The 24,563-nt window shown below is 52.5% G+C and carries 25 protein-coding genes and 5 pseudogenes; 9 read left to right on the plus strand and 21 right to left on the minus strand.

The features are described 5' to 3' along the window. Positions 1-51: 51 nt before the first annotated feature. The 13 genes and pseudogenes from SD71_RS00360 to cymR form a co-directional block, all read right to left on the minus strand. Positions 52-1,311 carry a peptidase U32 family protein gene (locus SD71_RS00360; RefSeq protein ID WP_041058288.1) on the minus strand — a complete coding sequence of 420 codons (1,260 nt, stop codon included), beginning with the start codon at positions 1,309-1,311 and terminating at the stop codon, positions 52-54. A gap of 11 nt (positions 1,312-1,322) precedes the next feature. Further along, positions 1,323-2,206: pseudogene (locus tag SD71_RS00365) on the minus strand (peptidase U32 family protein). Positions 2,207-2,375: 169 nt separating this feature from the next. Next, on the minus strand, positions 2,376-3,428 hold the full coding sequence (gene mltG, locus SD71_RS00370) for an endolytic transglycosylase MltG (RefSeq protein ID WP_407637509.1): 1,053 nt from the start codon (positions 3,426-3,428) through the stop codon (positions 2,376-2,378). Positions 3,429-3,704: 276 nt separating this feature from the next. After that, positions 3,705-4,001, minus strand: coding sequence for a DUF1292 domain-containing protein (locus SD71_RS00375; protein ID WP_041058291.1), 297 nt, complete (start codon positions 3,999-4,001; stop codon positions 3,705-3,707). Further along, positions 3,998-4,321: a DUF1292 domain-containing protein gene (locus SD71_RS00380; RefSeq protein WP_041058293.1), complete on the minus strand. Its 324-nt coding sequence runs from the start codon at positions 4,319-4,321 to the stop codon at positions 3,998-4,000. The genes SD71_RS00375 and SD71_RS00380 overlap by 4 nt, the downstream gene beginning before the upstream one ends. 9 nt (positions 4,322-4,330) lie before the next feature. Continuing rightward, on the minus strand, positions 4,331-4,744 hold the full coding sequence (gene ruvX / locus SD71_RS00385) for a Holliday junction resolvase RuvX (protein WP_041058297.1): 414 nt from the start codon (positions 4,742-4,744) through the stop codon (positions 4,331-4,333). 1 nt (position 4,745) lies between these two features. Next, positions 4,746-5,051 (minus strand): IreB family regulatory phosphoprotein, encoded by a 306-nt coding sequence (locus SD71_RS00390; RefSeq protein ID WP_052475804.1) that lies wholly within the window; start codon positions 5,049-5,051, stop codon positions 4,746-4,748. 80 nt (positions 5,052-5,131) lie between these two features. After that, positions 5,132-7,764, minus strand: a pseudogene (gene alaS, locus SD71_RS00395) (alanine--tRNA ligase). A gap of 363 nt (positions 7,765-8,127) precedes the next feature. After that, on the minus strand, positions 8,128-9,198 hold the full coding sequence (locus SD71_RS00400) for an AI-2E family transporter (RefSeq protein ID WP_041058300.1): 1,071 nt from the start codon (positions 9,196-9,198) through the stop codon (positions 8,128-8,130). 145 nt (positions 9,199-9,343) lie between these two features. Continuing rightward, positions 9,344-9,550, minus strand: coding sequence for a hypothetical protein (locus tag SD71_RS00405; RefSeq protein WP_041058301.1), 207 nt, complete (start codon positions 9,548-9,550; stop codon positions 9,344-9,346). Beyond that, positions 9,547-10,092 carry a PRC-barrel domain-containing protein gene (locus SD71_RS00410; RefSeq protein ID WP_052475805.1) on the minus strand — a complete coding sequence of 182 codons (546 nt, stop codon included), beginning with the start codon at positions 10,090-10,092 and terminating at the stop codon, positions 9,547-9,549. The genes SD71_RS00405 and SD71_RS00410 overlap by 4 nt, the downstream gene beginning before the upstream one ends. A gap of 27 nt (positions 10,093-10,119) precedes the next feature. Then, complete coding sequence (locus SD71_RS00415; RefSeq protein ID WP_041058304.1) at positions 10,120-11,271, minus strand: cysteine desulfurase family protein; 1,152 nt, start codon at positions 11,269-11,271, stop codon at positions 10,120-10,122. 14 nt (positions 11,272-11,285) lie between these two features. Further along, a complete protein-coding gene (gene cymR, locus SD71_RS00420) occupies positions 11,286-11,705 on the minus strand; it encodes a cysteine metabolism transcriptional regulator CymR (RefSeq protein ID WP_041059563.1) in 420 nt (139 codons plus the stop codon). Between the two features lie 226 nt (positions 11,706-11,931). Between cymR and mnmA the strand changes: the two genes are divergently transcribed. The 3 genes and pseudogenes from mnmA to SD71_RS24510 all read left to right on the plus strand — a co-directional run bounded on the left by mnmA (position 11,932) and on the right by SD71_RS24510 (position 14,482). Further along, positions 11,932-13,065, plus strand: a complete 1,134-nt coding sequence (gene mnmA, locus SD71_RS00425) for a tRNA 2-thiouridine(34) synthase MnmA (RefSeq protein ID WP_041058308.1) — start codon at positions 11,932-11,934, stop codon at positions 13,063-13,065. Positions 13,066-14,008: 943 nt separating this feature from the next. Beyond that, positions 14,009-14,146: pseudogene (locus SD71_RS26095) on the plus strand (transposase); the annotation flags it as partial. A gap of 36 nt (positions 14,147-14,182) precedes the next feature. Continuing rightward, positions 14,183-14,482 carry a hypothetical protein gene (locus SD71_RS24510; protein WP_235426933.1) on the plus strand — a complete coding sequence of 100 codons (300 nt, stop codon included), beginning with the start codon at positions 14,183-14,185 and terminating at the stop codon, positions 14,480-14,482. A gap of 170 nt (positions 14,483-14,652) precedes the next feature. Here the strand turns inward: SD71_RS24510 and SD71_RS00440 are convergent. Both SD71_RS00440 and SD71_RS00445 read right to left on the minus strand, forming a co-directional pair. Further along, a pseudogene (locus tag SD71_RS00440) lies at positions 14,653-15,395 on the minus strand (YebC/PmpR family DNA-binding transcriptional regulator). A gap of 168 nt (positions 15,396-15,563) precedes the next feature. After that, a complete protein-coding gene (locus SD71_RS00445) occupies positions 15,564-15,761 on the minus strand; it encodes a cold shock domain-containing protein (RefSeq protein ID WP_041058313.1) in 198 nt (65 codons plus the stop codon). A 341-nt stretch (positions 15,762-16,102) separates the two neighbouring features. Here SD71_RS00445 and SD71_RS00450 point away from each other — a divergent pair, with 341 nt between their 5' ends. The 4 genes and pseudogenes from SD71_RS00450 to SD71_RS00465 all read left to right on the plus strand — a co-directional run. Beyond that, a complete protein-coding gene (locus SD71_RS00450; RefSeq protein WP_041058315.1) occupies positions 16,103-16,336 on the plus strand; it encodes a hypothetical protein in 234 nt (77 codons plus the stop codon). Between the two features lie 31 nt (positions 16,337-16,367). Then, positions 16,368-16,565, plus strand: coding sequence for a hypothetical protein (locus SD71_RS00455; RefSeq protein WP_041058317.1), 198 nt, complete (start codon positions 16,368-16,370; stop codon positions 16,563-16,565). A gap of 183 nt (positions 16,566-16,748) precedes the next feature. Beyond that, a complete protein-coding gene (gene pepF / locus SD71_RS00460; RefSeq protein ID WP_041059567.1) occupies positions 16,749-18,545 on the plus strand; it encodes an oligoendopeptidase F in 1,797 nt (598 codons plus the stop codon). A 35-nt stretch (positions 18,546-18,580) separates the two neighbouring features. Beyond that, positions 18,581-19,096: pseudogene (locus SD71_RS00465) on the plus strand (YfiT family bacillithiol transferase); the annotation flags it as partial. 66 nt (positions 19,097-19,162) lie between these two features. On the opposite strand, the gene SD71_RS22740 reads toward SD71_RS00465, so the two are convergent. Next, the gene (locus tag SD71_RS22740; protein ID WP_326998675.1) at positions 19,163-19,714 is read right to left on the minus strand and encodes a DNA-deoxyinosine glycosylase; all 552 of its coding nucleotides are present in this window, start codon (positions 19,712-19,714) and stop codon (positions 19,163-19,165) included. Positions 19,715-19,767: 53 nt separating this feature from the next. Here SD71_RS22740 and SD71_RS00475 point away from each other — a divergent pair, with 53 nt between their 5' ends. Next, positions 19,768-20,490, plus strand: a complete 723-nt coding sequence (locus SD71_RS00475) for an MBL fold metallo-hydrolase (RefSeq protein WP_041058320.1) — start codon at positions 19,768-19,770, stop codon at positions 20,488-20,490. Then, the gene (locus tag SD71_RS00480) at positions 20,487-21,071 is read left to right on the plus strand and encodes a TetR-like C-terminal domain-containing protein (RefSeq protein ID WP_052475807.1); all 585 of its coding nucleotides are present in this window, start codon (positions 20,487-20,489) and stop codon (positions 21,069-21,071) included. The genes SD71_RS00475 and SD71_RS00480 overlap by 4 nt, the downstream gene beginning before the upstream one ends. On the opposite strand, the gene SD71_RS00485 is transcribed toward SD71_RS00480, so the two are convergent. The 5 genes from SD71_RS00485 to mobB are packed head-to-tail and all read right to left on the minus strand — an operon-like array spanning position 21,064 to position 24,558. Further along, a complete protein-coding gene (locus SD71_RS00485; protein WP_041058324.1) occupies positions 21,064-21,261 on the minus strand; it encodes a DUF6954 family protein in 198 nt (65 codons plus the stop codon). The genes SD71_RS00480 and SD71_RS00485 overlap by 8 nt on opposite strands. Before the next feature lie 37 nt (positions 21,262-21,298). Next, positions 21,299-21,928, minus strand: a complete 630-nt coding sequence (locus SD71_RS00490) for a fumarylacetoacetate hydrolase family protein (protein ID WP_407637504.1) — start codon at positions 21,926-21,928, stop codon at positions 21,299-21,301. Further along, complete coding sequence (locus SD71_RS00495) at positions 21,925-22,755, minus strand: glycerophosphodiester phosphodiesterase (RefSeq protein WP_235426936.1); 831 nt, start codon at positions 22,753-22,755, stop codon at positions 21,925-21,927. Before SD71_RS00495 ends, SD71_RS00490 begins: the two co-directional genes overlap by 4 nt. Further along, complete coding sequence (locus SD71_RS00500) at positions 22,739-24,025, minus strand: CapA family protein (RefSeq protein WP_052475808.1); 1,287 nt, start codon at positions 24,023-24,025, stop codon at positions 22,739-22,741. The genes SD71_RS00495 and SD71_RS00500 overlap by 17 nt, the downstream gene beginning before the upstream one ends. A gap of 17 nt (positions 24,026-24,042) precedes the next feature. Beyond that, positions 24,043-24,558, minus strand: a complete 516-nt coding sequence (gene mobB / locus SD71_RS00505) for a molybdopterin-guanine dinucleotide biosynthesis protein B (protein ID WP_052475809.1) — start codon at positions 24,556-24,558, stop codon at positions 24,043-24,045. Between the last annotated feature and the right edge of the window lie 5 nt (positions 24,559-24,563).

Below are 24,563 nucleotides of genomic sequence, written 5' to 3' on the forward strand. Positions count from 1 at the left end.
AAATAAAATTCGACAAGTCTTGATAAATTCCTTTACTTTCCTTGAAAATATTTATTGCAGCCGTTTGCGCATTAGGTCTAGAGGCATAACCGGCTGCGCCGTTTTCAGCCGTATTTTTTGCAGCGGATGGCGCGCCACGGACAGGGCATTGCCGTCTTCATCCGTGATCTCTCCAACCTGCTGAGCGAACTGCCGGCCGTCCGGTCCTATGAATTCCACTTCCATACCGGGGCGAAACGGGCTCCGCTGCTGCACGGTGGCAATGCCTTCGGCGGCGTCGTAATCGGTTACGACCGCGGCGAAGTCATAAGGAGCAGGCTTTTCTTCCGCTTCGTAAATATGCTCTTCCGCACCCGGCACGCTATAGAAAAACCCAGTATTGAGCGGGCGATTCGCGGCTTTGCCGATCTCGGCCACCCATTCGGGACGAAGCACATAGCCTTCGGGGTCCGCCATATAAGAGTCGATGGCCTGCCGGTATGCGTTCACGACGGAAGCTACATAGTGAATGCTTTTCATCCGGCCTTCGATTTTGAAGCTGTCGACTCCGGCATCGATCAGGTCCGGTATATGCTGAATCATGCACAAGTCTTTGGAACTCATGGTGAACAGGTTCTGATCCACTTCGGCGATGGATGTCTCGTCCGCATGCAAGTTGTATTTCCACCGGCAGGATTGGCAGCAGCCGCCCCTGTTGGAGTCGCGATCGGTAAAATGGTTCGAAAGCACGCAGCGGCCAGATACGGAGGAACACATGGCGCCGTGAATGAACACCTCGAGCTCGATATCGACACGTGCCTTCATTTCGCGGATTTCATCCATCGTCGCTTCACGGGCGAGCACCACACGCGGTAAACCTTCTTCCTTCCAGAACTGAACGGCCTGCCAATTCATCGTCGATTGCTGGGTGCTTAGATGAACTTCGAGCTTCGGCGCCGCCTTCTGCGCGATTTCTACGATGGCCGGATCGGCCGCAATGATTGCGGAAATGCCGGCATCTTCAAGCTCACGCAAGTAATCGGCCACGCCGGCCAGATCCTCTTGGTGGGCATAAATATTGGTCGCGACAAATACTTTTGCTCCATATTTCGCGGCAAACTCCACACCCTGGCGCATTTCCTCGATGCTGAAATTGTCGGCATTGGAGCGTAAGCCGTATTTTTGTCCGCCGATATAGACCGCATCAGCCCCGTAGTGCACGGCAAATTTCAGCTTTTCCAAGCTGCCTGCCGGCGCCAGAAGCTCGGGCTTCGCCAGCCGCTGCCTTTTACCGGTTGTCCGGGGCTTATCCTGTAACGCGGTTGAAACCATCGTTGCACCTCCTAATAAACCTGTTCTTTGTATAAAAATCCGAAACCGAGCTCGCGATCCGGACTTTGAAGCTTCTGAATATCCGTCAGCCACGACTGTTCGAACCGGTAGCATCCGGATCCGCATGCCATTTGTCAACGGCTTTTCGATAACTTCTCAGCACCGTTTCGTTGTACTCATCGGTCTTCAGCAGCGCTTCGATATAAAAGCTGTCGATATCGGCGTTCAACAGCTCGGGTAACGCCTCGAGCAAACAGATGTCGTCCGGGCTCATCACGTGTGTGCCGTTATCATCTTCATAAACGGGGAATTTCTCCTCAGGGCGCTCTACTTCGACGAGGTACAGGCCTTGGTCCGGGCCTTTGCGAATTAATGTGACCTCCCGCCCCAAATGCTCCAAATAGCTTTGCAGCAAATTGCGCTGGGAGTAATAGATATTCGTCATACCGTGAACCTGGATCTGCACTTCCATTTGCGCCTTATCCTTCAGGTCCACAATTTCCTCTTCGTTCAGCTCGCGGGCTGCAACTGCCCGTACCGCTCCGCGCCGACCCCAATAAGAAGCGGTGGCCGAGTTGGTGCCGGTCATTTCCGCGTTCCAATGCCAAGGCAAATCGGGAGTATGCTGCCTGAGGTTCATGAGAACCGCCGGATCACCGAACACAACTGCGTCCGCGCCGGCCTGTTGAACGCGAATCAAATAGTCCGGCAATGCCGTAAGCTCGTCATTGCGAAACAATTTGTTCATATTGACATAAGCTTTCGCTCCTGATTTATGGGCAAGAGATACGGCCTGCGGCAATCGATCCGCCGGAATATCGCCGGGCTGGCGCATCCCGAACCTGGATTCGCCGATAAGGACGGCCGAGGCTCCGGCCTCTATATAACGCTGCATCTGCTCGATTGATCCGGCGGAAATGAGCAGCTCCGGTTTCGATCGGTTAATCGGTATACACCTCCGGGAAGTCTTCGACCCGGCGGGCGTACCGGCATCCAAAGATATCAGATGCTTCGGTACGATGCTTGGCCGGGTCGGGTCGCGCCGTAATGGTCAGCGCTTCGTATTATTGTTTCGCATTCTTTTCGCTTAATTTAATGTTCTTCTGATGCTGGCTGTAAGTGACTGCGAACAAGTGGCTGTTCGTGCCGTCTTTCTTCGTCACGTAATACAAGTAGTCCGTCTCGTTCGGGTAAAGCGCCGCCTCAATCGACTTGAAGCTTGGACTTGCGATCGGCCCTGGAGGCAAACCCGGATGCAGATACGTATTGTACGGGCTGTCGACCTTAAGGTCGGATTCCATCAGCCGTTCCTTTTGCTTATCCAGCAGGTATTGGATCGTGGCGTCGATTTGAAGAGGCATTTTGATTTTGAGACGGTTATGGATGACGCTTGCTACGATAGGCCGTTCTTCGTCGATAACGACTTCGCGCTCTACGAGAGACGCGATTGTCAGCAATTGATGAACGGTGAGTCCGCGCTCCTGCAACGTCGTCTGCCAGTCCTCCGGAAGCTGAGCCAGCTTGCGGTCCAGCTCGAACAACATCTTGTTCAGGATTTCGGTTTCCGTGCTGCCCTGCTTCATCTCATAAGTTTCCGGGAACAAATATCCTTCAAGCGGGTACCTGAGCTTGCTGTCTGCAGGCAGGGATTTGGTCCACACGGAACCGGTCCACTTATCCGGCTGAGCAGCCGCTTCGAGGAAGTTATCTTTATTTACTTTGCCTTGCTGCGCTATACGTTCCGCGATTTGTTTCACAGTGAAACCTTCGGGAATCGTAAAATGAATAGCCTCTGCCGCAACCGCCTCGCCTGCGTTAAGCTTGGCGACAATCTGGTCGCGCGTCATCCCCGGCTTCAAATCATATACTCCGGCTTGAAACCGGGAACCCTCGTTCTTGATTTTCATCCATCCGCTGAAAAGAAAAGCATCGCGTATAAGTCCGTGTTGTTCAAGCGCTTCCGCTACATCTTTAGCACGCATTCCTTTTTCTATCGTAAAACGAACCGGGGCGTCGGCAGCAGGCACCGGGCGCAATCCGTTCCAAAGATAAACCGCCACTCCGCCGGCTACGGCCAACACCAAACCTAGCGCAATCAAAAAAGACCACAGCAGCACGCGAGGTTTGCGGCGGCGGACGGCTAACGGCGAAGGCGCCCGAGCGGCTTCGGCTGCAGCGGCGGCTTCGCCGGTCACATTGTGACCCTGCTCCGGGCTTTCATGGTGCGCATCCGTCACGGAACCGGATTTATCCCCATCTTCCTTGTTATTCGAGTAAATGGATTTCCAACCTTGCGATTGCGACGACTCCTCGTCTCTGTCCACATTTTCCCCTCCAGCAGCCCTTCACGTATTGGAAAAAGAGCGGTTGCCCGCTCTTCGTTCCCTAAGTACTCAGGGCTGGTCGTCACTTCCGAACTGCAAATCATCGTAGGCTTCCGATACTCTATCCCACTCTTCGTCGTCTTCAACCGTCTCGAGCTGAAGGCCGCCGTCGGGCTCTGTAAGAACGCGAAAAACCTCGATCTCTTCTTCTATTTTCATCGTTTCCGACTGAAGCACCGCATAACGGTTGCCGCCGACAGTGAGCTCCGCCAAAATCCGGAAGGATTCCGGCGCTTCCGCTTCCGCGTTCAGTTCAACGGTATCGCCGAACAATTCCTTAAGACTGGGAAGCTGCTGCGCGCTCATTGGCCTTTGCTGCCGCCGTCGGTTTCGGCTTCGTCGAATTCCCCGATCAATGTATTGAAAGTCTCTTCCACCATATCCCATTCTTCTTGCTCTTCAATAGGAAACAGCTTGATCTCTTCATTCTCTTCTTCGTAACGGAAGGCGAACACTTCCTGTTCCTCTTCCGTATCTTCTTCAGCCGGAACGACCATCAAATATTTGCGGTCGGTGCCGTCGTCCAACTCGAACCGCATGATTACCTCGAACGCTTCTTCATTGCCCTCGTCGTCCGGAATATAAATGATCTCAGCATCTTCCGTCAGGTTGTTTTCGTCCGTCACGGTTATCCCTCATTTCGCTCTTGAATCGAGATAGTTTTGCAATAAAATGGCTGCGGCCATTTTATCCACCACTTGCTTCCGTTTCTTGCGGCTCACATCGGCTTCCAAAAGCGTCCGTTCAGCGGCGACCGTCGTCAGTCGTTCATCCCAAAGCTGGACAGGCATGGATAGTTTCTGCCGCAATCGCTCTGCGAATGCCATGCAAATTTCCCCACTCGGACCGATGCTGCCGTTCATGTTCTTCGGGAGGCCTACGACAAGCGACTCCACCTCGTATTGCTCGACCAGCTCCGCTACACGGGCTAATTCGTCGCTAACGAACTTGCGGTCGATCACTTCTATTCCTTGAGCGGTCCAACCGAACGCGTCGCTCACCGCCACGCCGATCCGCCGCTCTCCGTAGTCTAGCCCCATGATCCGCATACTAACGGTTCTGCTGCAGATAGAAGCGTACGAGCTCTTCGATGATTTCGTCACGCTCCTTCTTCCGGATGAGGCTGCGAGCGTTGTTGTGGCGCGGAATGTAAGCCGGGTCTCCCGACAACAGGTAGCCGACGATTTGATTGATGGGATGGTACTCTTTTTCTACAAGGGCATCATGCACCGTAAATAAAATTTCCCGGGATGAAACTTGCTCAGGATCCGCTACCACGTCAAACTTGACCGTTGTGTCCATTTGATTCTTGTCCGCGGATTTCACCGTCAGCACCTCGCTCTCACTGTCAAACATGCAATTCTTTGTCTCATCATAACACATTCTGTTGTACACAGGAAATTAGTGGCTCAACTATCATCCGGCCAGCGGCGTATCTATTTTCCGGAAGTCTGTGCGAGCACCAAATGTTCAGCGGCTTGAAGCGCTTCGTCCAGCTTCGACGGATCTTTACCGCCGGCTTGTGCCAGCTCAGGTTTGCCGCCGCCTCCCCCGCCGCAGATGGCGGCCATTTCCTTGATCAGTTTGCCGGCATGCAAGCCTTGGCTGACAAGGTCAGGCGTAACGGCGACGACCAGATTCACTTTGTCGTCGGCAACCGCGCCGAGCGCGAGCACGGCTGAGCCGAGCTTTGCTTTCAGCTCATCGGCAACGCCGCGCAAAGCTTCCATGCCGCCTGCATTCACCCGGGCTGCAAGCAGAGTGACTCCGCCGATGGTTTTCGCTTGACCGGCGAGCTCTGCGGCTTCCAGCCGGCTCAGCTTGCTTTGCAGCGATTCATTGTCGCGCTGCAGTTGACGCACGTCGCCTTGCACGGCCTCGACTCTTTTGGATACATCCACCACGCTGCATTTAAGAAGAGCGGCGGCGCTTTTTAGTACGTCGAGCTGCTCATCCAAGTATTCGTAAGCGTTGCGCCCGGTGACGGCCTCGATCCGGCGGACGCCCGAGCCGATGCCGCTTTCGCTGACAAGCTTGAACAAGCCGATCTGCGCGGTGTTGCGGACATGGCAGCCGCCGCACAGCTCCAAGCTGTAATCGCCGACACGCACGACGCGCACGATATCGCCGTATTTTTCTCCGAACAGGGCCATCGCGCCCATTCCCTTAGCTTCAGCAATCGGTTTGAACGCAATATCCACGTCGGTACCGAGCCAGATTTGTTCATTCACGCGCCGCTCGACGGCAGCCAGCTCTTCGGCGGTAATTGCGCCAAAGTGGGAAAAGTCGAAGCGCAGACGATCCGGTTCCACCAGGGAACCCGCTTGGTTTACATGCTCTCCGAGCACTTCTTTCAGCGCTTTATGAAGTAGATGCGTCGCCGTGTGGTTACGGACAATAGCGCTGCGCTCGGCTGCGTTAACCGCGGCTTTAACCGTATCGCCGACTTGTAAAACGCCTCCCGTCACCGTTACCTGATGAACATGCTGGCCGTGCGGAGCTTTCGTCAGGCCGGTCACTTCCGCCTCCACTCCGTTGCCGGACAGTACCCCGCGGTCGCTGACCTGACCGCCGCTCTCCGCGTAGAATGGGGTGCGATCAAGCAGAACCAGCACCTTGTCGCCTGCTCTTGCCGAATCTGCAAACCGGTTGTCTGCGACAATTGCAATCACGCGGGCGTCTGCGCTCAAACTGTCATAGCCGACGAATTCGCTTCGTTCGGTGTAATCCGCCAAAGGACCGCCCTGTACCTTCATGCTTTCCCCTTCATGGCGCGCCGAACGCGCGCGCTCACGCTGCTCTTCCATGGAAGCGTCGAAGCCTTCGCGATCGACGGTCATCCCTTGTTCAGCCGCATAGTCTTCCGTCAAGTCGAACGGGAACCCGTACGTATCATACAGCTTGAAAGCGTCAGGACCGGAGATCTGTCTCTTGCCCTCCGCCGCTGCGTTCTTGCAAAGCTCGGCCAGGATAGCCAAACCGTCCGAAAGAGTCTTATGGAACTGCTCTTCCTCCGTACGGATAACTTTTTCGATAAAATCGCGTTTGTCTACACTTCCGGGTAAAATCCGCCCATAACTTCGCCAACCGTCGAGGTCAACTCCCATAGGAACGGACGGTCGACACCGAGAACTTTTCCGTATCGGACCGCACGCCGCAGAAGCCGTCGAATGACATAACCGCGGCCTTCGTTGGAAGGCAGAACGCCGTCGCCCACGGAGAACGCCACGGTCCGGATATGGTCGGCGATGACTTTCAACGCCACATCCGTGTCTTCGCCGGCTTTATACTTGACACCTGCAATGGCACACGTACGCTCGATCAGAGGCATGAACAGATCCGTGTCAAAGTTCGAGTCGACGTCCTGCACGATGGAAGCGAAACGCTCCAGCCCGGCGCCGGTGTCGATATTTTTGTCCGGGAGCGGCGTGTAGCTGCCGTCTTTGTTGTGGTTGAACTGGGTGAATACCAGGTTCCATACTTCGAGGAAACGCTCGTTTTCCCCGCCCGTAACACATTCAGGATCCGCCAGATCCCCATACTTCTCGCCGCGGTCGTAGAAAATTTCGGTACACGGTCCGCACGGGCCTTCGCCGATATCCCAGAAGTTCTCCTCCAGCCGGTAAATCCGTTCCGCCGGCAGTCCGATTTTCTGGTTCCAATAACGGAACGCTTCCTCATCGTCAGGATGGATCGTGACGGACAGCTTCTCCGGCTCAAACCCGATCCACTGGGGCGCGGTGAGAAATTCCCAAGCCCAGGTAATCGCTTCTTCCTTGAAATAATCTCCGATTGAGAAGTTGCCGAGCATCTCGAAAAAGGTATGGTGCCGGCGCGTTTTGCCTACGTTCTCGATATCGTTCGTGCGGATGCATTTTTGCGAGTTGGCGATTCTCGGATTAGCCGGTTTTACCCGGCCGTCGAAATAAGGCTTCAGCGGCGCCATGCCTGCGTTGATCCAAAGCAGCGACGGATCGTTGTGCGGTACGAGTGAAGCGCTCGGTTCGATGTTGTGTCCTTTGCTTGCGAAAAATTCCAGCCATTTGGCGCGGATCTCAGCCGCTTTCATCGGTTTCATGGGATTATCCTCCTCTTAAATACGTGCAGAAAATAAAAAAAACGCCCCCTAAAATCAGGGACGAATGTATTCGCGGTACCACCCTGGTTATCGCATCCGTCAGGAATGCGATCTCCTCAGCAGGGATAACGGCCTTCGCCGGCGGACTTGTCTCCGCACTCAGAAACCAGCTTCCCATGCCCTTCGCAAATGAAGATCATTCCAGCCTTGCCTCGTCCTCATTCAGCTGTATCGGCTGCTCGGGAAAAAGCGCGTAATCTTCTCTCTGGCTTGCGGACTGCACAGTACTTATGTTCCCTCAACGTATTTCAATATGCATAGTATTTAAATTATAGACGGCGGTTTTCCACACTGTCAAACGGTTTTTCTGTGAATGTAGTATGCCGCGATATGCTGCACGATCACTTTCATCGCCGCATAGAACGGAACCGCCAAAATCATCCCCACCAAACCGGCCAGCTCCCCGCCCACGAGCAGGACCAGTATGATCGTGAGCGGATGCATTCTCATCGTTCGGCCTACCACTTGCGGGCTGACGACATTGCTCTCGAGGTTTTGGCAGATCATGTTAACGACAATGACCAAAACAACCATTTCCCACGATATCGTAGCCGCCATGAGGAGAGCAGGCAAAGCCCCGAAGAATGGGCCGAGATAGGGAATAATATCGAACAACGCGACGAAACCGGCCATGAGCAGCGGATACGGCATCCCGATGAGAAGATACCCGATATAAGCGAAAACGCCCGTGAAAATCGACACAAGCAGCTGCCCGCGTATGTAGCTGCCAAGCGCATGATCAATATCCTTCAGCAGCCTTACCGTATGCTTGCGCTGGGCCCGCGGCACATATTTCAAAGCGGCACGCTCAAATACGTCCATATCCTTCATCATGTAGAAGGCAAGGAACGGCACGATCATGGCGATGAACAATACATTCACGATCGCATCGATGTTATTCAGGAACCCGGCGATCCGGACCTCTATTTGATGCTCAAGCCCGGCGAGAGAACGATTAACGCCGTCCCGCACGGAGTCCGGCAGGTCGTTGTTATTGTTGAACTGGTCAAATAGCGTCTGCGCTCTCATGATCATCTCGGGCAGATGCTCGTTCAGCTCTTTCACCTGCTCGATGAACATCGGAATGACGTTCATCAGAATAACGACGCATGCAGCGATAAATACGGCGTAAATCAACAGCACTGCAGCAGTGCGGGGCACCTTTCGATTGTGAAGAAGATTGACTATCGGATTCAGCATGTAGGAAATGATCATAGCGATAAGAAAAGGCGCAAATACGGCTCTGAGAAAATCATATATGGACCATATCATCGGGCGCACCAATGACAGTAAATACAGAACCAGCAAAAGAAGTATCGTATAGATCAGCACGCTGAAAAAACGGCTTTGGACAAACCGGTTCATCGCTCCACCCCCTGTACTCGCCCCAGACCGTCGGTTTGCCTTCTTTTCAGTATATGTACTTGTCCTGAGAGCTAAACCTTGGGGAAAGCAAAAAAGCCCCGATCTCCAGTGGAGAATCCGGGCTTTTGGTGTCAAGCCGTAGTTTTTATATACCGTTTGCGTGAATCTGAGGCGCGATCGCCTCGCTGAAAAACAAGTCGTCCAGCGAGCTGAGCGTTCCGTCTTCTTCTACTTGATATACAGACATCTTTTCGCCGTTTACTGTCAGCTCGATGAAACAGCTCCAGCAATAAAATTGATGGGAACCGATTTTCCCGATGTCTTTGGAATTGCAATTCGGGCATCTCATCATCCGTCTTCACCTGTCACTTTCCAAGTATGGTCTTTCTCTAATACCCGCTCAAAAGAGACAGGCACCATTATGGCATCCTCGCCAAGAGTTACTTCGTCAGGTCCCTCCGGCAGGAATAGTCTGCGCCTGCCCTGCATCAAATCCGCAAGAAAACCGTCCGTTAATTCATATCCTATTACTTGTGTACCCTTTGACTTCTTAAAATAAACGTCAGCGACTTCACCGAGGTACTGACCTTCCTTCGTATATACCGGCATGTCCTTTATGCTTACGACTCCGGAATGAAAGGTCCGCAGCAGCTGCTTCTTATCTACCGTCGTTATGATCGCATCGTTTCGAATTAACAGGGCATCATGCTCGCAGGAAATGACGTCGTCCCAGCTGACTACTTTCGCAGCTTTACGGAACCAGACGCGGGCGTCCAGCACGATAGCGGTCATTGTCCAAAATTCATCGAACCAAATGTCTCTCACTTTGCCTGCCCGCTTACCATTTTCCAGTATAACAGGGAGATTGAGTATGTGTTGAACCTGGATAATCATCGGTGGCCCTCGCGTTTAAAGTGCCTGTTATCTATTACGTAATCGCGCTGAAATGGTTGCAACGATTTTAGCCGTTTCGACGGCTTCTTCTGTAGTATTACCCAATCCGAAGCTGAAACGTACGGCAGACGCTATACGATCCTGTGACAATTTCATGGCGGTCAGCACATGGGACGGCTGAAGCGAGCCCGATGTGCATGCGGATCCGCCTGAAGCCGCTACACCTTCCAGGTCCAGATTCATCAGCATACTCTCTGACGATATGCCGGGAAAGCTTAAGTTTACGATGTGCGGAAGTCTCTGCTCGAGGTGACCGTTCACCGTAAAGTGTTCGCGGCCTATCATCTCGCTTAATGCCCGCAGTAGCTCATCGCGAATGCCTGCGGCATGACTCCATCTGGATTCTCGTTCGTTTAATGCTAATTCAGCGGCTTTGGCGAATGCCGCAATGCCGGCCACGTTCTCGGTACCGGCGCGCCGATTGCGCTCTTGGCTCCCTCCGAAAATAACCGGATGGAACGGAACCCCTTTTCTTACATACAGAAGACCCACACCTTGGGGGCCGTTGATTTTGTGCGCGGAAATGCTGAGGAGATCGATGGGAAGCTCTCGCAGATCCAGCTGCAAGTAACCGAAAGCCTGCACGGCATCTACATGCATGAGTGCCTTATGTTTTCGCGCCAATTCGCCGACTTCGGCAACCGGCTGTAATGTGCCTGTTTCGTTGTTGCCGGCCATGACGCTCACAACCGCTGTCTTCTCGTTAATGGCAGCCTCGGCAGCCGAGGGTGAAATGCGTCCATGCTCATCAACCGGTAAGATCGTTAAACGAAAACCCTGCGCCTCGAGCTCCAGGCAAGTATTCAGCACGGCATGATGCTCCACCGCAGTCGTTACGATCCCGTCGCGGCCCCGTTTAAGCTGGGCGCGTGCCGCCCCGAATAAAGCGGAGTTGTCGCTTTCGCTGCCGCTTCCTGTAAACACAAGCTCTGAGGCCTGGCAGCCAAGCAGACGCGCGAGACTGTCCCGCGCAGCTGTAACCCGTCCTCTGCCGGCACGGCCGTAGCCGTGAAGGCTGGACGGGTTGTGCGGACCGCCGGCTGCAGCTTCGACGTACGCTTCTACCGCCTCGGCCCGCATCGGCGTGGTAGCCGCATGGTCGAAATATATACTGGTCACGCCTTGCACCTTCTTTAGATGTAAAACATATAATTGTCCGTCTTGTTCTCACCTTTAAACTGAATCAGATCCGCAAGGTTCGTGGAATCGAGAACTTGCGCGATACTGTCGCGAATGCGCAGCCACAAATCCCGTTTCGCAGGATCGTCCTCTTCAGTGAAATCGACGGGACTGATCGGCCCTTCCAATACCCGGATAACATCACCAGATGTTATACTCTCCGGTTCCTTGGATAAAATGTATCCGCCATAAGCTCCTCTTACGCTTTTAACCAGGCCCGCATTTCGCAGCGGAGCTATCAACTGTTCCAAATAATGCTCGGACAGTCCGTTTTTCTCCGCAATGCTTTTAAGGGAAATGGGCCCTTCGCCGAATCTGGCCGCAAGTTCCATCATGATCGTTAAGCCGTAGCGGCCTTTCGTCGAAATTTTCAAAAGAACACCTGCTTTCTTGCCGGCAGCACGGATTTTATCGCCGTATGTCTGTCCATCCGGTAAATACGGGTATCCCCATAACAAATCTATGTTATCACATATAATTCCTTTTTGGTCAATAAAACCGTGACATATTCACGAATGATTGACATTGTGGGAGAACGGGCACGGGTATGATAAAATAAAAAAATGCAGTGAACTGCAATTGTGCAAGGAGAGATGCTTTATGGACAGCAATCGGTTTGCCGATCCTTCTGCCGTACGCGTTGTCGTCGGCATGTCGGGCGGCGTAGATTCTTCTGTGACGGCACTATTGTTGAAGCAGCAGGGCTACGACGTAATCGGCGTATTTATGAAAAACTGGGATGATACCGATGAGTTCGGCGTGTGCACGGCGGAGGAAGACGCCGAAGATGTGCGCCGCGTGTGCGATCAAATCGGAATCCCTTACTATACGGTCAATTTTGAAGACGAATACCGCGATAAGGTATTCGAGTATTTTCTGGAGGAGTATCGCCGCGGCAGAACGCCGAATCCTGACGTCATGTGCAACCGGGAAATCAAATTCGGCGAATTTCTTCAAAAGGCGCTCGAGCTGGGCGCTGACGTCATTGCCACCGGCCACTATGCCCGCGTTGAGAAGTTGGACGGGGAATACCGGTTGATCCGCGGCGTTGATCACAACAAGGATCAGTCATACTTCTTGCATGCTCTTAACCAGTCTCAATTAGCGCGGGCCATGTTTCCCATCGGCCATCTCAATAAACCGGATGTGCGCCGAATTGCCGAGGAAGCCGGTCTGGCCACCGCCAAAAAGAAAGACAGTACCGGAGTATGTTTCATCGGGGAACGCAATTTCAAGGAATTCCTCAGCCAATATTTGCCCGCTAAGCCCGGCGATATGGTGGATCTGGTCACCGGCGACATCAAAGGCCGCCATGACGGCTTGATGTATTATACGCTTGGTCAGCGTCAAGGCTTGGGCATCGGCGGTTCCGGCAGCGGAGAACCTTGGTTCGTGGCCGATAAGGACCTGGACAACAACATCTTATATGTCGTACAAGGCGATACGCATCACAGCCTCTACTCGCTCGGCTTGACCGCGACTGAAGTGAACTGGATCGCCTCAGAAGCACCTGCCGACACGATAAAGTGCACCGCCAAGTTCAGATATCGTCAGCCCGACCAAGGAGTAACGATAACTCCACTTGCGGACGGCACCTGCCGCGTCGATTTCGACAACCCGCAAAAAGCGATCACCCCCGGCCAAGCCGTCGTATTCTACGACGGAGACATCTGCCTCGGCGGCGGCACCATCGACAAGGTTCACAAGCTCCAACCAGCCGAGCTCCCATCGTAACGGTCATTAAGCCGCATTCGTTGTCGAGAACTAAGCCGCAATTTCTTGGACTAAGCCGCAACCCATCTCGGGCTTGCGGCTTTTTCCTATTCACTCGATCCCAGACGCCACCTCCATTTCCCTTTCCATTTACCTTTCCATTTACCTCTCCATTTACCTCTCCATTTCCCTGTCCAAATCCCTTACAATATCCTCCGCTATTTTCCCATTCCTGCTAAACCGAACATACCCATCAATATCCTCGTTTCACCGCTCCTGAGTGAAGTACACATACCAGATATATCCTTGTTTTCCGCCACCTGAGTAAAGTGAAAGTGCACATATCCGTCTTTTTTCCGCTCCTGAGTATATCCTCGTTCTCCCGCCACCTTGAGTAAAGTACACATACCCATCAAATATCCCTCGTTTTTCCTCACTCCTGAGTAAAGTTGCACATATCCGTCTTTTTTCCGCTCCTGAGTAAACTGCACATACCCCCACAATATCCGTCTTTTTTCCGCTCCTGAGTAAACTGCACATACCCCACAATATCCGTCTTTTTTTCGCTCCTGAGTAAAGTGCAGATTATGGTGCAGCTTTGGCCATCTCCATGAAACTCTATATTTGAGCAGCGTTTGGAAATCTCAGTGCCCCTTTTCCGTTATAGGACTTATGGCATATATGTAGATCACTCAGGTCGGTGGAAAAGGGGTTATACACGTGGAATTATAGATCACTCAGATGGGCGGAAAAGGGGTTATACACGTAGATTAATAGATCATTCACATGGGGTGAAAAGGAGTTAATTACGTGGACGTTACCCGGTAATTGCCCGGCAGCCCATCTCTTCGACTAAATACAACTAACTACTTGAAAGAAGAACATATGTTTGGTAAAATTGTGATTAATAGGAACAGACGTTCGTAAAAAAGGGGCGGTTGTTATGTTGTCGATACGGCGGTTTATGGAGCTTTTTCCGGATGATGAGTCATGCCGACAGTATATATACAAGGTGCGCTGGCCGCATGGTTTCATTTGCCCTAAGTGTACGGAAAACAAATACACGCTTATTCGGTCGCGTAATCTCTATGAATGTTCTTTTTGCAAGGCGCAAACATCCGTTACCGCTGGTACTGTTATGCATCGGACAAAGCTGCCGCTGAGCTATTGGCTGTTCACCTTTTACTGGATTGCCTCGGGTGAACGCTGTTCCGCACGTAAACTCTCCATTACTCTAAACCTCAACTATCGTACGGCTCTGCGAATGCTTCATGCTGTCAGATCAGCGATGAGCGCAGCGAATGGAAACTACATGTTCGCATTTTGGAAACCGGCGCGCTTCAGCATGGTGAGAAGAGCTAACCGGATGATGCGAAAGCGGGCACATCAGTTTATTTATTCCTACTATCGCCGCGTCGCCCCCAAAAAATCTACATAGTTATTTCAGTGAGTTTTGGTTTCGCAGCGACAATGAAAGGGATCGAACACAAGCACTTGAAAAATTGATTACCGCCGGTACTGCGTCTAATTGGGCATAAAAAAGAGGCCTGCAGGCCTCCTCCTTTGATTAGAAAAGAATAGCAAAACCACGAAAAGCAGAGTGACCGGTTAACCCAGCCGTTCGGCTTCTTCATCACTGATCTCGAAATTGTGATACACGTCCTGCACATCGTCATTATCGTCGAAGGCATCCATCATTTTGAGCAGCTTTTCGGCGTTTTCGCCTTCAGCGGCCACTGTGTTTTGCGGAAGCCAGCGAATGCCTGCGGTCTCGAATTGATATCCGGCGGCTTCCAGCGCCGTTTTGACGGTCTCGAAGTCGCTCGGTGCCGTCAGCACTTCAAAGCTGTCCACATTGACGACCACATCTTCCGCTCCAGCTTCCAACGCATGCATCAGCACCGCATCTTCATCCGGCTGCCCGTGCTCACGAGGAATAACAAACAAGCCTTTTTCATCGAACATATAAGCGACACAGCCCGATTCACCCATATTGCCGCCCCGTTTACCGAAAATGGCGCGCACATCCGCCGCTGTACGGTTGCGGTTATCGGTGAGGCATTTCACCATGATGGCGACCCCGCCCGGTCCATATCCTTCATAAATAATTTCTTCATATTCCACGCTGTCGCTCCGCCGGCTGCTTTCTTGATCGCTCTTTCAATATTGTCATTCGGCATCTGAATAGCCCGCGCGCTGGCGATGGCGGTCTTAAGTCCGTAATTCGCTTCCGGATTCGTGCCGCCTCTTCGCGCCTGTACATATATTTCACGAGCAAGCTTCACGAATTGATTGTTTTTGGCTTGATCGGCTTTGCCTTTACGATCGGCAAACAGCTTAAATTTTGGCATTACGACGTACCCCCGTTTAAAACGTTATTACCCATTAGGTCGACAACAGTTTACCACTTCGGCATCCGAATGGTCAAAGGCGGACAAATGTCAAAGCCCCCGGCTGCGGCCAGGGGCTTCGTTCGTTTACGGTCGTGTTATGAAGATAAGTCTTCGCGTATGCGAGACTTACAGTTTCACCACGTTGGATGCTTGAGGACCACGGTTGCCTTCAGTGATGTCGAACTCAACCGCTTGGCCTTCTTCCAAAGTTTTGAAGCCGTCGCCTTGGATTGCAGAGAAGTGAACGAATACATCGTTGCCGTCCTCTACGGAGATAAAACCATAACCTTTTTCTGCGTTAAACCACTTAACTGTTCCTCTCAAATGAACAACCTCCTAAAATCTCGCCGTTAATCGGCGAATGAGGTAATTATAACCGAATTGACCTAAAGTTGCAATATGTTCAGCCCCTGTGAAAATTGCAAATAAACCAGTCACAGCAAGGAAATTCGGTCCCGGCAAGCCGAAAAATCGGCAGGCAGAATTTACTATCGAATCAGCCTGAAAATCTCATTTTCTTGAAACAAAACGGCATAGACTTCTAGTTGAGGTTTACGGCGCAGCGCCTGAATGATTCCGGGTCGTTCAGCGGCACGTTGATTTCTCCGCCCATCTCTTCTATGATGAGGAAAACGGCAGGAGCTGCCAGAATCAGGAGAGTATAAATGTTCGCAAAACATACCGTCTACAAACATGACAACTACAATATGCTGACTGTCGAGGTTCAAGGCAAAACGCTTGTCGTCCGCGAAATATCGGATCAGTGGGGTGAAGAGAGCCATAAGTTCATCAGCCGCCCAGAAATGATGGATTGGGCGCAAAAGCGGTTCCGTCCTGATGATTTTCCCGGAGGCGAAGAGGAATACAATCGCACTATGGAAACACTGCGTAACATTTAACGCCATCCGACTGTGAGGAGGCATCCGCGGTATGGATGTGAGTACCAATGTCATTTTTATTATCGCCGCCTTCAGCTTGGCGGTCGTACTGATCATGAGCAGAGAGCGGATCCCTCCAAACCTGCGCCGAGGGCTAGCCCTCCTCTCTATTCTCCTGGTGCTGTTCGCCTTTTTCCTCATCGTCTGGAGTTTTTTTTCGCGCGGGTACATAGCTCCGACATTCTTATAATGCAATCCTGCAAGGACATACTAATCCGGTAACTATTTCCTGTTCCGGGGGCGTATAATGAAGCCGTATGTGCTGCCGTTCGCCGCCGTTCTGTCGGCGGTGATCTGTCTGTATCAGAGCGTCAATCCAATCGAACCCATCCAAGAATCAGCTGAAACCATATCCAGGAGGTTATCATCGCCTATGAGCCAATTGCCGAAAAGAACAGAAGTCCCGTCGGATCACCGTTGGAAGCTCGAACATATCGTTGAGAATCAGAAAGCCTGGGATTCCGAGTTCAGCCAAGTAAAGGGAATGCTGGGCCAAGTGACCGAGTTTCAAGGCAAGCTGAAAGACGCAGAAACGATCGCCCGCTGTTTTGCGCTTGAAGATGAAATCTCACTTCAAACCGAACGTCTTTATGTGTACGCGAATATGCGCCATCATGAAGATATGGCCGAACCGACTTATCAAGCTTTATCGGATAAATCCAAAAAGCTGAGCGTCCAAGTCAGTGAAGCCCTCTCCTTCATTACACCGGAAATTTTGAGCCTCTCCGAGGAGCAACTCAAAAAGCTGATCGCCGAGCCCTCTCTCGCCAAATACAAACGCACCTTGGAAGAAATGCTGCGCCAGAAGCCGCATGTCCTTTCCAAGGATGAAGAATCGCTGCTCGCTCAGGTCGGTAACGTCTCCCAGGCTCCGGGCACCATTTTCGGGATGATGAACAATGCGGACATGAAGTTCCCCAAAGTGAAGAACGAGCAAGGCGAAGAGGTGGAGCTCACCCACGGCCGCTACATACAATTTCTCGAGAATCGTAAACAGGAAGTGCGCCGCGACGCTTTTAAAGCGATGTACGATACTTACGGCAAATGGCGCAATACGCTGGCCGCCACTTTGAACGCGAACGTCACGAAGAACTTGTTCTATTCCAAAGCCAGACATTATGATTCCGCTTTGGAAATGGCGCTGTTTGGCGACAACATTCCCCAGTCGGTGTATGACAATCTCATTGCTACGATCCATGAGCATCTGCCGCTTATGCATCGCTATATGAATTTGCGCAAAAAGTTGCTAAAGCTCGATGAGCTGCATATGTACGACCTTTTCACACCGCTTGTCGACGAGTTCGACATGGACATTACTTATGAAGAAGCCAAGAAGAAAGTATACGAAAGCCTGTCTCCTCTTGGCGACAACTATCGCAAAACGCTTCAAGAAGGCTTTGAAGGCGATTGGATCGACATTTACGAGAACGAAGGAAAACGGAGCGGCGCTTACAGCTGGGGAGCGTACGGTACGCATCCGTATGTGCTGCTGAACCATAATGACAACCTCAATAGCATGTTCACGCTGGCGCATGAGATGGGCCACGCGCTGCATTCTTATTTTTCGGATGAGAACAACGATTATCGGGAAGCTCAATACACCATTTTCCTAGCCGAGGTTGCCTCCACGCTCAATGAAGCGCTGCTCATGAATAATATGCTGGAGAACTCGAAGGATCCGAAAGAAAAGATGTACCTGCTGACCTACTACGCCGACCAGTTCCGGACGACTGTATTCCGTCAGACGATGTTCGCCGAGTTCGAAAAAATCATTCACAAAAAGGCCGAGGACGGCGAAGCGCTCACACCGCAGGAGCTTTCCAGCATCTATTACGATCTGAACAAGCAATACTACGGCGACGAGATGGTCGTAGACAAAGATATCGAAATGGAATGGGCGCGCATCCCTCACTTTTATACGAGCTTCTATGTGTACAAATACGCAACGGGTTTTTCGGCGGCCACCAGCTTTGCCAAGCAGATTCTCGATGAAGGTCAGCCTGCCGTGGAACGCTACCTCGGATTCCTCAAAAGCGGAGGAAGCGACTATTCCATCAATATTCTGAAAAAGGCCGGCGTCGATATGTCCTCTCCGGAACCGATCCGTCAGGCGATGAGTGTGTTCGAAGGCTTGATTGAGCAGATGGAGCAGCTTACGGCTAAACAATAAGCAGTCCGAAAGGCATGGGAGAGGATGCGGGGAAAATGGAAGAGTTACGATATCCGATCGGAAAATTTGAGTATGCGGAGGGCGGCAGCCCCGAACAAAGACAGCGGCGGATCGACGAAATTGCGGCCACTGCAATCATTCTTCGCCGTGCAGTCGAAGGATTAACCGACGCGCAGCTGGATACGCCCTACCGGCCGGAAGGCTGGACTGTCCGGCAAGTGGTGCACCATGTGGCAGATGCTTCTATGAACGCGTTCATGCGCGCTAAGTTGACGTTGACGGAACAGCAGCCGACCGTCAAGCCGTTCGAAGAGAACGAGTGGGTCAAGCTGCCGGATTCTGCCGAGCTTGCGGTTGAGCCTTCATTGCAGATGCTGGAAGGTATCCATGCACGTATGGACGCAGTGCTGCGTGAGCTTCCTGAAGAATCGTTCGCTTTCACTTTTCATCACCCTGCCAACGGGCAGATGAACCTGGATAAGCTGCTCGCCTATTTCGCATGGCATGGGCGGCACCATACAGCTCACATCACATCGCTAAGGCAGCGGATGGCTGGTAGAAAAGTCGGGGCGGTCCCGGAAGTCTGTTACCAGACTTTCGGACCGCCCCTTTTTCAATCATACGTATTCCAGAATGACTCTCCAAGCCTCAAGACGATCCTCGAAGCCCCGAAACTTCTGTGTGGGGATGGGGCTTGTCGAAGGCAGCCGGAACACGTCACGCTGCTTTACCTGCGCATCCTTTCCGAAATTTTTGTTAAACTCCGAAAAAGACTTCGCCCCGTTACACCCCACCGCTATCACGCTCGGGTAACTCGCCAGAAGCGCCGGAATATCGTTCGGCACCGCGTCTTTAATATCAACGTCCAAGCTCCCATCTCTCACACATGCGGCAATAGAATCCCATAGTGCGATCCCATGCTTCAGGGCAAAGGAAAGCCTGCTGTCATAGTCCTCGTCCGGTGCCCGGTCTCCCAACAGCTTGTACAAGATCGGCCAAAAATGATTGCGGGGATACCCATAGTACTGACCGGCCTGCAAGGAAACGACACCCGGCATGCTGCCGAGGAGCAGGAGGCGGGAATCCGAATTAATGACGGGTGGAAAAGAGTAGACGATCAGTGCAACCATCTCCTTTAAAATCTCTAGCTCTATTTTATTCGCTTGCATAAACTAATCATATTAGTTAAAGTAATAATATCATTAGTTTATGGAGGGTCTATATGAAAAAGAATACATGGGGCGCCGTGACCCAAATCATGTTCTATCCTGCGTTGTTTCCGATGAACGCATATCTGGTGGAGGAAGAAGACGGACTCACCTTGATCGATGCGTGTATGCCGTTCGCGGCCAAAGGGATTCTTCAGGCGGTGCGCGACGCGAATAAACCTCTAGCCCGCATTCTGCTCACTCACGCTCACGAGGATCATGTGGGATCCGTCCCCTTTTTAAAACAACATTTTCCGGAGGCTAAAATAGGTATATCAGCCAGGGAAGCCGCCATTTTGAAAGGGGATCACTCCCTGCTCGCTCACGAGCCCCAAACTCCTCTGCGCGGCGGATTGCCGAAAAACTCGCCATTAAAGGCCGACTTCTACATCGAGGATAACGATCGGATCGGGTCGTTGCTCACCGTCTCTTCACCGGGTCATTCACCCGGACATATGGCTTTTCTCGAGACGACGAGCGGAACACTGATTGCAGGCGATGCATTTCAAACGAAAGGCGGCTTGGCGGTGTCGGGACATATGAAGCTCTCTTTTCCATTTCCGGCTATGGCTACCTGGCACACCCCTACCTCCATTGCAAGTGCGCAAAAATTAATTCAATTGAACCCCGTCCGGCTTGCGGTCGGACACGGTCCCGTGCTGGAGCAGCCGCTCGCAGCGATGAAGCAGGCGGTTCGCGACGCTGAGCAAAGATGGAACAGGAGGAACCCCGCTTGAGAGCAGGCAGAGCAGGCATTAAACCCGAAATTGTGATCGCAGCTGCCGCAGAAATCGCCGATGAGAGCGGATGGAGCCATGCCACATTGGCCAACGTCGCCGGGAAACTGGAAATTAAGACGCCTTCTTTATACAATCACGTCAAGGGATTGGCCGACCTGCGGCACAAGCTGGCTGTACACGGAGTTCAGCTTCTGAGAGATGTGATGTTTGACGCCGCCATAGGAGAAACCGGTAAAGAAGCCATTCGGAAAATCGCCATCGCTTATGTTGATTTTGTCCGCACTCATCCCGGTCTCTACGAAGCCATCAACCGTGTAGATGATTCAGCGGAACCTGATTTTGCAAAAGCATCCGACGATCTGCTGAGCATATTCGGGCGGCTTCTTCGGCCGCTGGCGCTCTCGGAAGAGGAAATGGTCCACGTCGTTCGCGGGCTGCGCAGCTTGGTGCACGGTTTCGCTTCTTTAGAAGCAATGGGCGGCTTTCAAATGCCTGAAGATACAAAGACAAGCTTGACGAAAGCGATCAATTATTATTTCGACGGCATAGCGGCAAATATAAACCAGCGGCCTAATTAGGCCGCTGGCGGGATGTTCTTCTTGTAAGCCAAGTATGTGCCGAGATCAACACGACGAAAACGGCCAACACGACAATCAGCGTCCACAACCGTTCTACCTGTGAGCCATCCGCCATGAGCACAGGACCTATTCCAAAAAAAGCGACGAGCAAATATAAGGCAGCAAACACGAAATGCACGAGCATCCGCATCCCCATCCCCCTTTTCCTCGTATCTTTTACTTGAAGCTCAGTCTTGCAGTTTGACTGTTGACCGTCCTACACTTTGTTCATTCCACGATAGATCTAACTCATCCCCATCATGAAGCGAACCGACACCGGCCGGTGTTCCGGTGAACAACAGATCGCCAGCCGACAATCCGTAATTGCTGCCGGCAAAGTCGGCCAGCTGCTGTAAATCGAACACCATATCCTTAATATTGCCTCGCTGAACCTCTTTGCCGTTAATTTGCATGGCAAAATCATGGTTCGCCAATGCCTGCAGCCCCGGAAACTCCATCCAATGACCAAGCGGAGCGGAATTTCGGAAGCCTTTGGCGGCGAGCCATGGATGCCCCTTTGCCTTCAAGCGGTCTTGAACGTCGCGCAGCGTCAAATCCAATCCGACTGTAAAGCGAGAAAAAAGCTCATCGCAGCGAATGCCTTTTTCATACGGACGGCCCACGGCAACAACCAGCTCAGCCTCGTAATGCAGGGCACCCTGAGAGCCGGAGAGCGTCAGCAAGCCTCCATCCATAGCACATGCGGCGTGTGTAGGTTTGGTGAACAGCATCGGGGAAGACGGCACTTCGTTGCCAAGTTCCGCCGCATGAAGCCGATAATTACGTCCGACACAATAAATATTGCGAATGTCCATCATGATCGTCTGTTCTCCTCTTTGACGGCTGCCAGCCAGCGGTCCGGATAATTGGTGCAAATCTGAAAAGGCTCGGGCCGGTTCATCAATCGGCGTAAATCAGCGGGCGAGTTTACAGTCCAAGCCATCACGTCGATGCCGGCGTCTGCCGTCTGCTGCAGCAGCAGCGGGCTTAAGTGCCGGAACCCGATTGATAGATAAGAAGCTCCTAAAGATCGCAGTGTTGAAACCAAATCCTGCGGAAACGCATCTATAATGAGTCCCGTTCTGATCGATGGAAAATAATTTCTCACCGCAATCAGAATATCCGGTTGGAAGGACGTAATAACGGCGTGCTGTTCGAATTGATGGGAACGAATGACGTCAACTGCTCTGGCAGCGAGCAGAGTGCGATCCGCATCGTCCCCTTTCAATTCGATATTCAATCGGCATCTGCCGGATGTCAGTGAGAGCACCTCAGCAAGCGTCGGAACACCTTCGGTATAAAAAGAGGGATGAACCCAGCTGCCCGCATCCAACCGGCCCAGCTGCTCCGCCGTCAAATCGCGCACACGCCCTTCACCGTTGGTTGTACGTTTCAATATACCGTCATGTATGACGACCGGCACATCATCCCGGGAAAGATGAACGTCCAGCTCCATCCATTGCACGAAAGGCTGCGTCATCGCCAGGCGAAACGCGGCCATCGTATTTTCGGGCGCCATGCCGGACCAGCCGCGATGTGCGACACAAGGATGCAGCGAAGCGCGGGTCTGCTCATCCATTCTGATCATTCCTCTCGAGGAAAGTCGATTTGCGGGATTCAAATAGCTTTTAATTCTTTGCCACAATACGGCCATCCTCCTCTACCGAGGCACCGTATGACAGCCTCGACAGATTCGCGAGAAGTTGTTGTGCGGCCGCAGGAGCCATGGGTGCCGGCTGTGATGCATTCGCGAACATCGGCTGGAATTGCATCGAGCAGTTTCCATCTTTGCCGCACTCCGCGGTAAGGATGCCGGTCTGCGCACTTTTGGTGCTTGTCGTCGAGAACACAAAGTTGCCCAAGCTGTATGCGATCCATTTTCCTTTATACGCCTCAAAACCTTGCAGCACATGGGGGTGACTGCCGATCACCAGGTCGGCCCCGGCATCCACAAAGGTGCGCGCCAAATACGTTTGATGCTTCACCGGCTGTTCTTTTCTTTCCTCGCCCCAATGTACCATAACCACAACGATATCGGCGTTTTTGTCGGCTTCGCGAATGGTTGCGGCCGCGCGTGTCGGCGTGTACGTCTCCGCCACACCCGGGTGCGCCCGGTCGGCTTTCCATGACACTTCAGGAACAACCCTGGTCACGGCGACGAAAGCCACGGTAACTCCTTTAACTTCTATGTAAGCCGGTGTAAAAGCCTGCCGGTCGTCAGAACCCGCTCCTGCATGCAGCAAATCAATGTCATCCAAAGCATCCATCGTATCGCTCAGCCCAACCCAGCCGTAATCCAACGTATGATTGTTGGCGAGCGACATGAAATCAAAGCCCGCTTCCTTGATCGCGGTCAAAGCCTCTTTCGTCCCGCGGAATACATACTGTTTGTTCTCGGCACCGGTACCCCGGTCCGTTATCGGGCTTTCCAAATTTCCTGCGGCGATATCGGCGGCTTGGATAGCGGTGTTCGCGTGGCGGAACGGGTAATCGTAGCCGTTCTTTTTCATCAGCTCCAACACACGGGCGGCAGGCAGCACATCACCGACAAAAGAGATGGTGACCGGTTCGGCCGGCTGCTCGGGCTTAGGACTTCCCTCATTCGCAGCGGGCGGTTCGCCGGGGCTAGTAGATGGCTCTGGCGTCACCGTTGATGGAAGGGCTGCAGGAGGAGTCGACGCCGCTTGTGCTGCCGGAGATGTGGAAGCGTTTCCGGGCTTGCCCGAATGATCACCGGATCCGTACCATACCGCTCCTACTGCTCCAACAATAAGCACCAGCAATATGAGGTTCAAATATAGTAAAAAACGAGTGCGGCTGCGGCGTTCCGTCTTCTTTTTCTGCTGCGTGCGCGAGCGCGAATAAGACATATTGTAAGCTTCCCCTCCGTAATCTCTCTGCCCGTTATTATACATGAAGAAGAAGCCTCCGACTATTCGGAGACTTTGAACCAATGCACGATATATTTCAGCAGCGCATCATTATTGTCGCTGCCATAAACGAACAATGGGGAGCCGCACGACTCTGCCAGCAACTTGACGGACTCACTCTGCTCACGGACCGCTGCGGCGACCAGATTGGGCAGCTGCAGCAGATCCGCATCCCCCTCGTCTCGGAGCAGGACGATTTTAGGATAAGGCGCTGTTTTGAAGCCCTCTGCAATTACGCCGTCCAAACCATGATCCCGCATGGACCCCAGCAGTTCAGCGATCTCGGTCGGACGTTCGACGTACCAGGCCGTTCTATGAGCGGACGAGATGGCCGTAACGTGAGCTCCGGCTTGCCGATGACGCCAAGTATCTTTGCCTGGCGCATCGGGCTCGAAGTCATGCCCGTCATGTTTAACCGTGCCGATTCTCAGACCCCGGGCCGTTAAAGATCGGATGAGTTCCACCGTCAATGTGGTTTTTCCTGCGTTTTTGTAACCGACCACCTGCAGGATCTTCACCTTGT

This window comes from Cohnella kolymensis (assembly GCF_000829465.1).
Taxonomy (GTDB): domain Bacteria; phylum Bacillota; class Bacilli; order Paenibacillales; family Paenibacillaceae; genus Cohnella; species Cohnella kolymensis.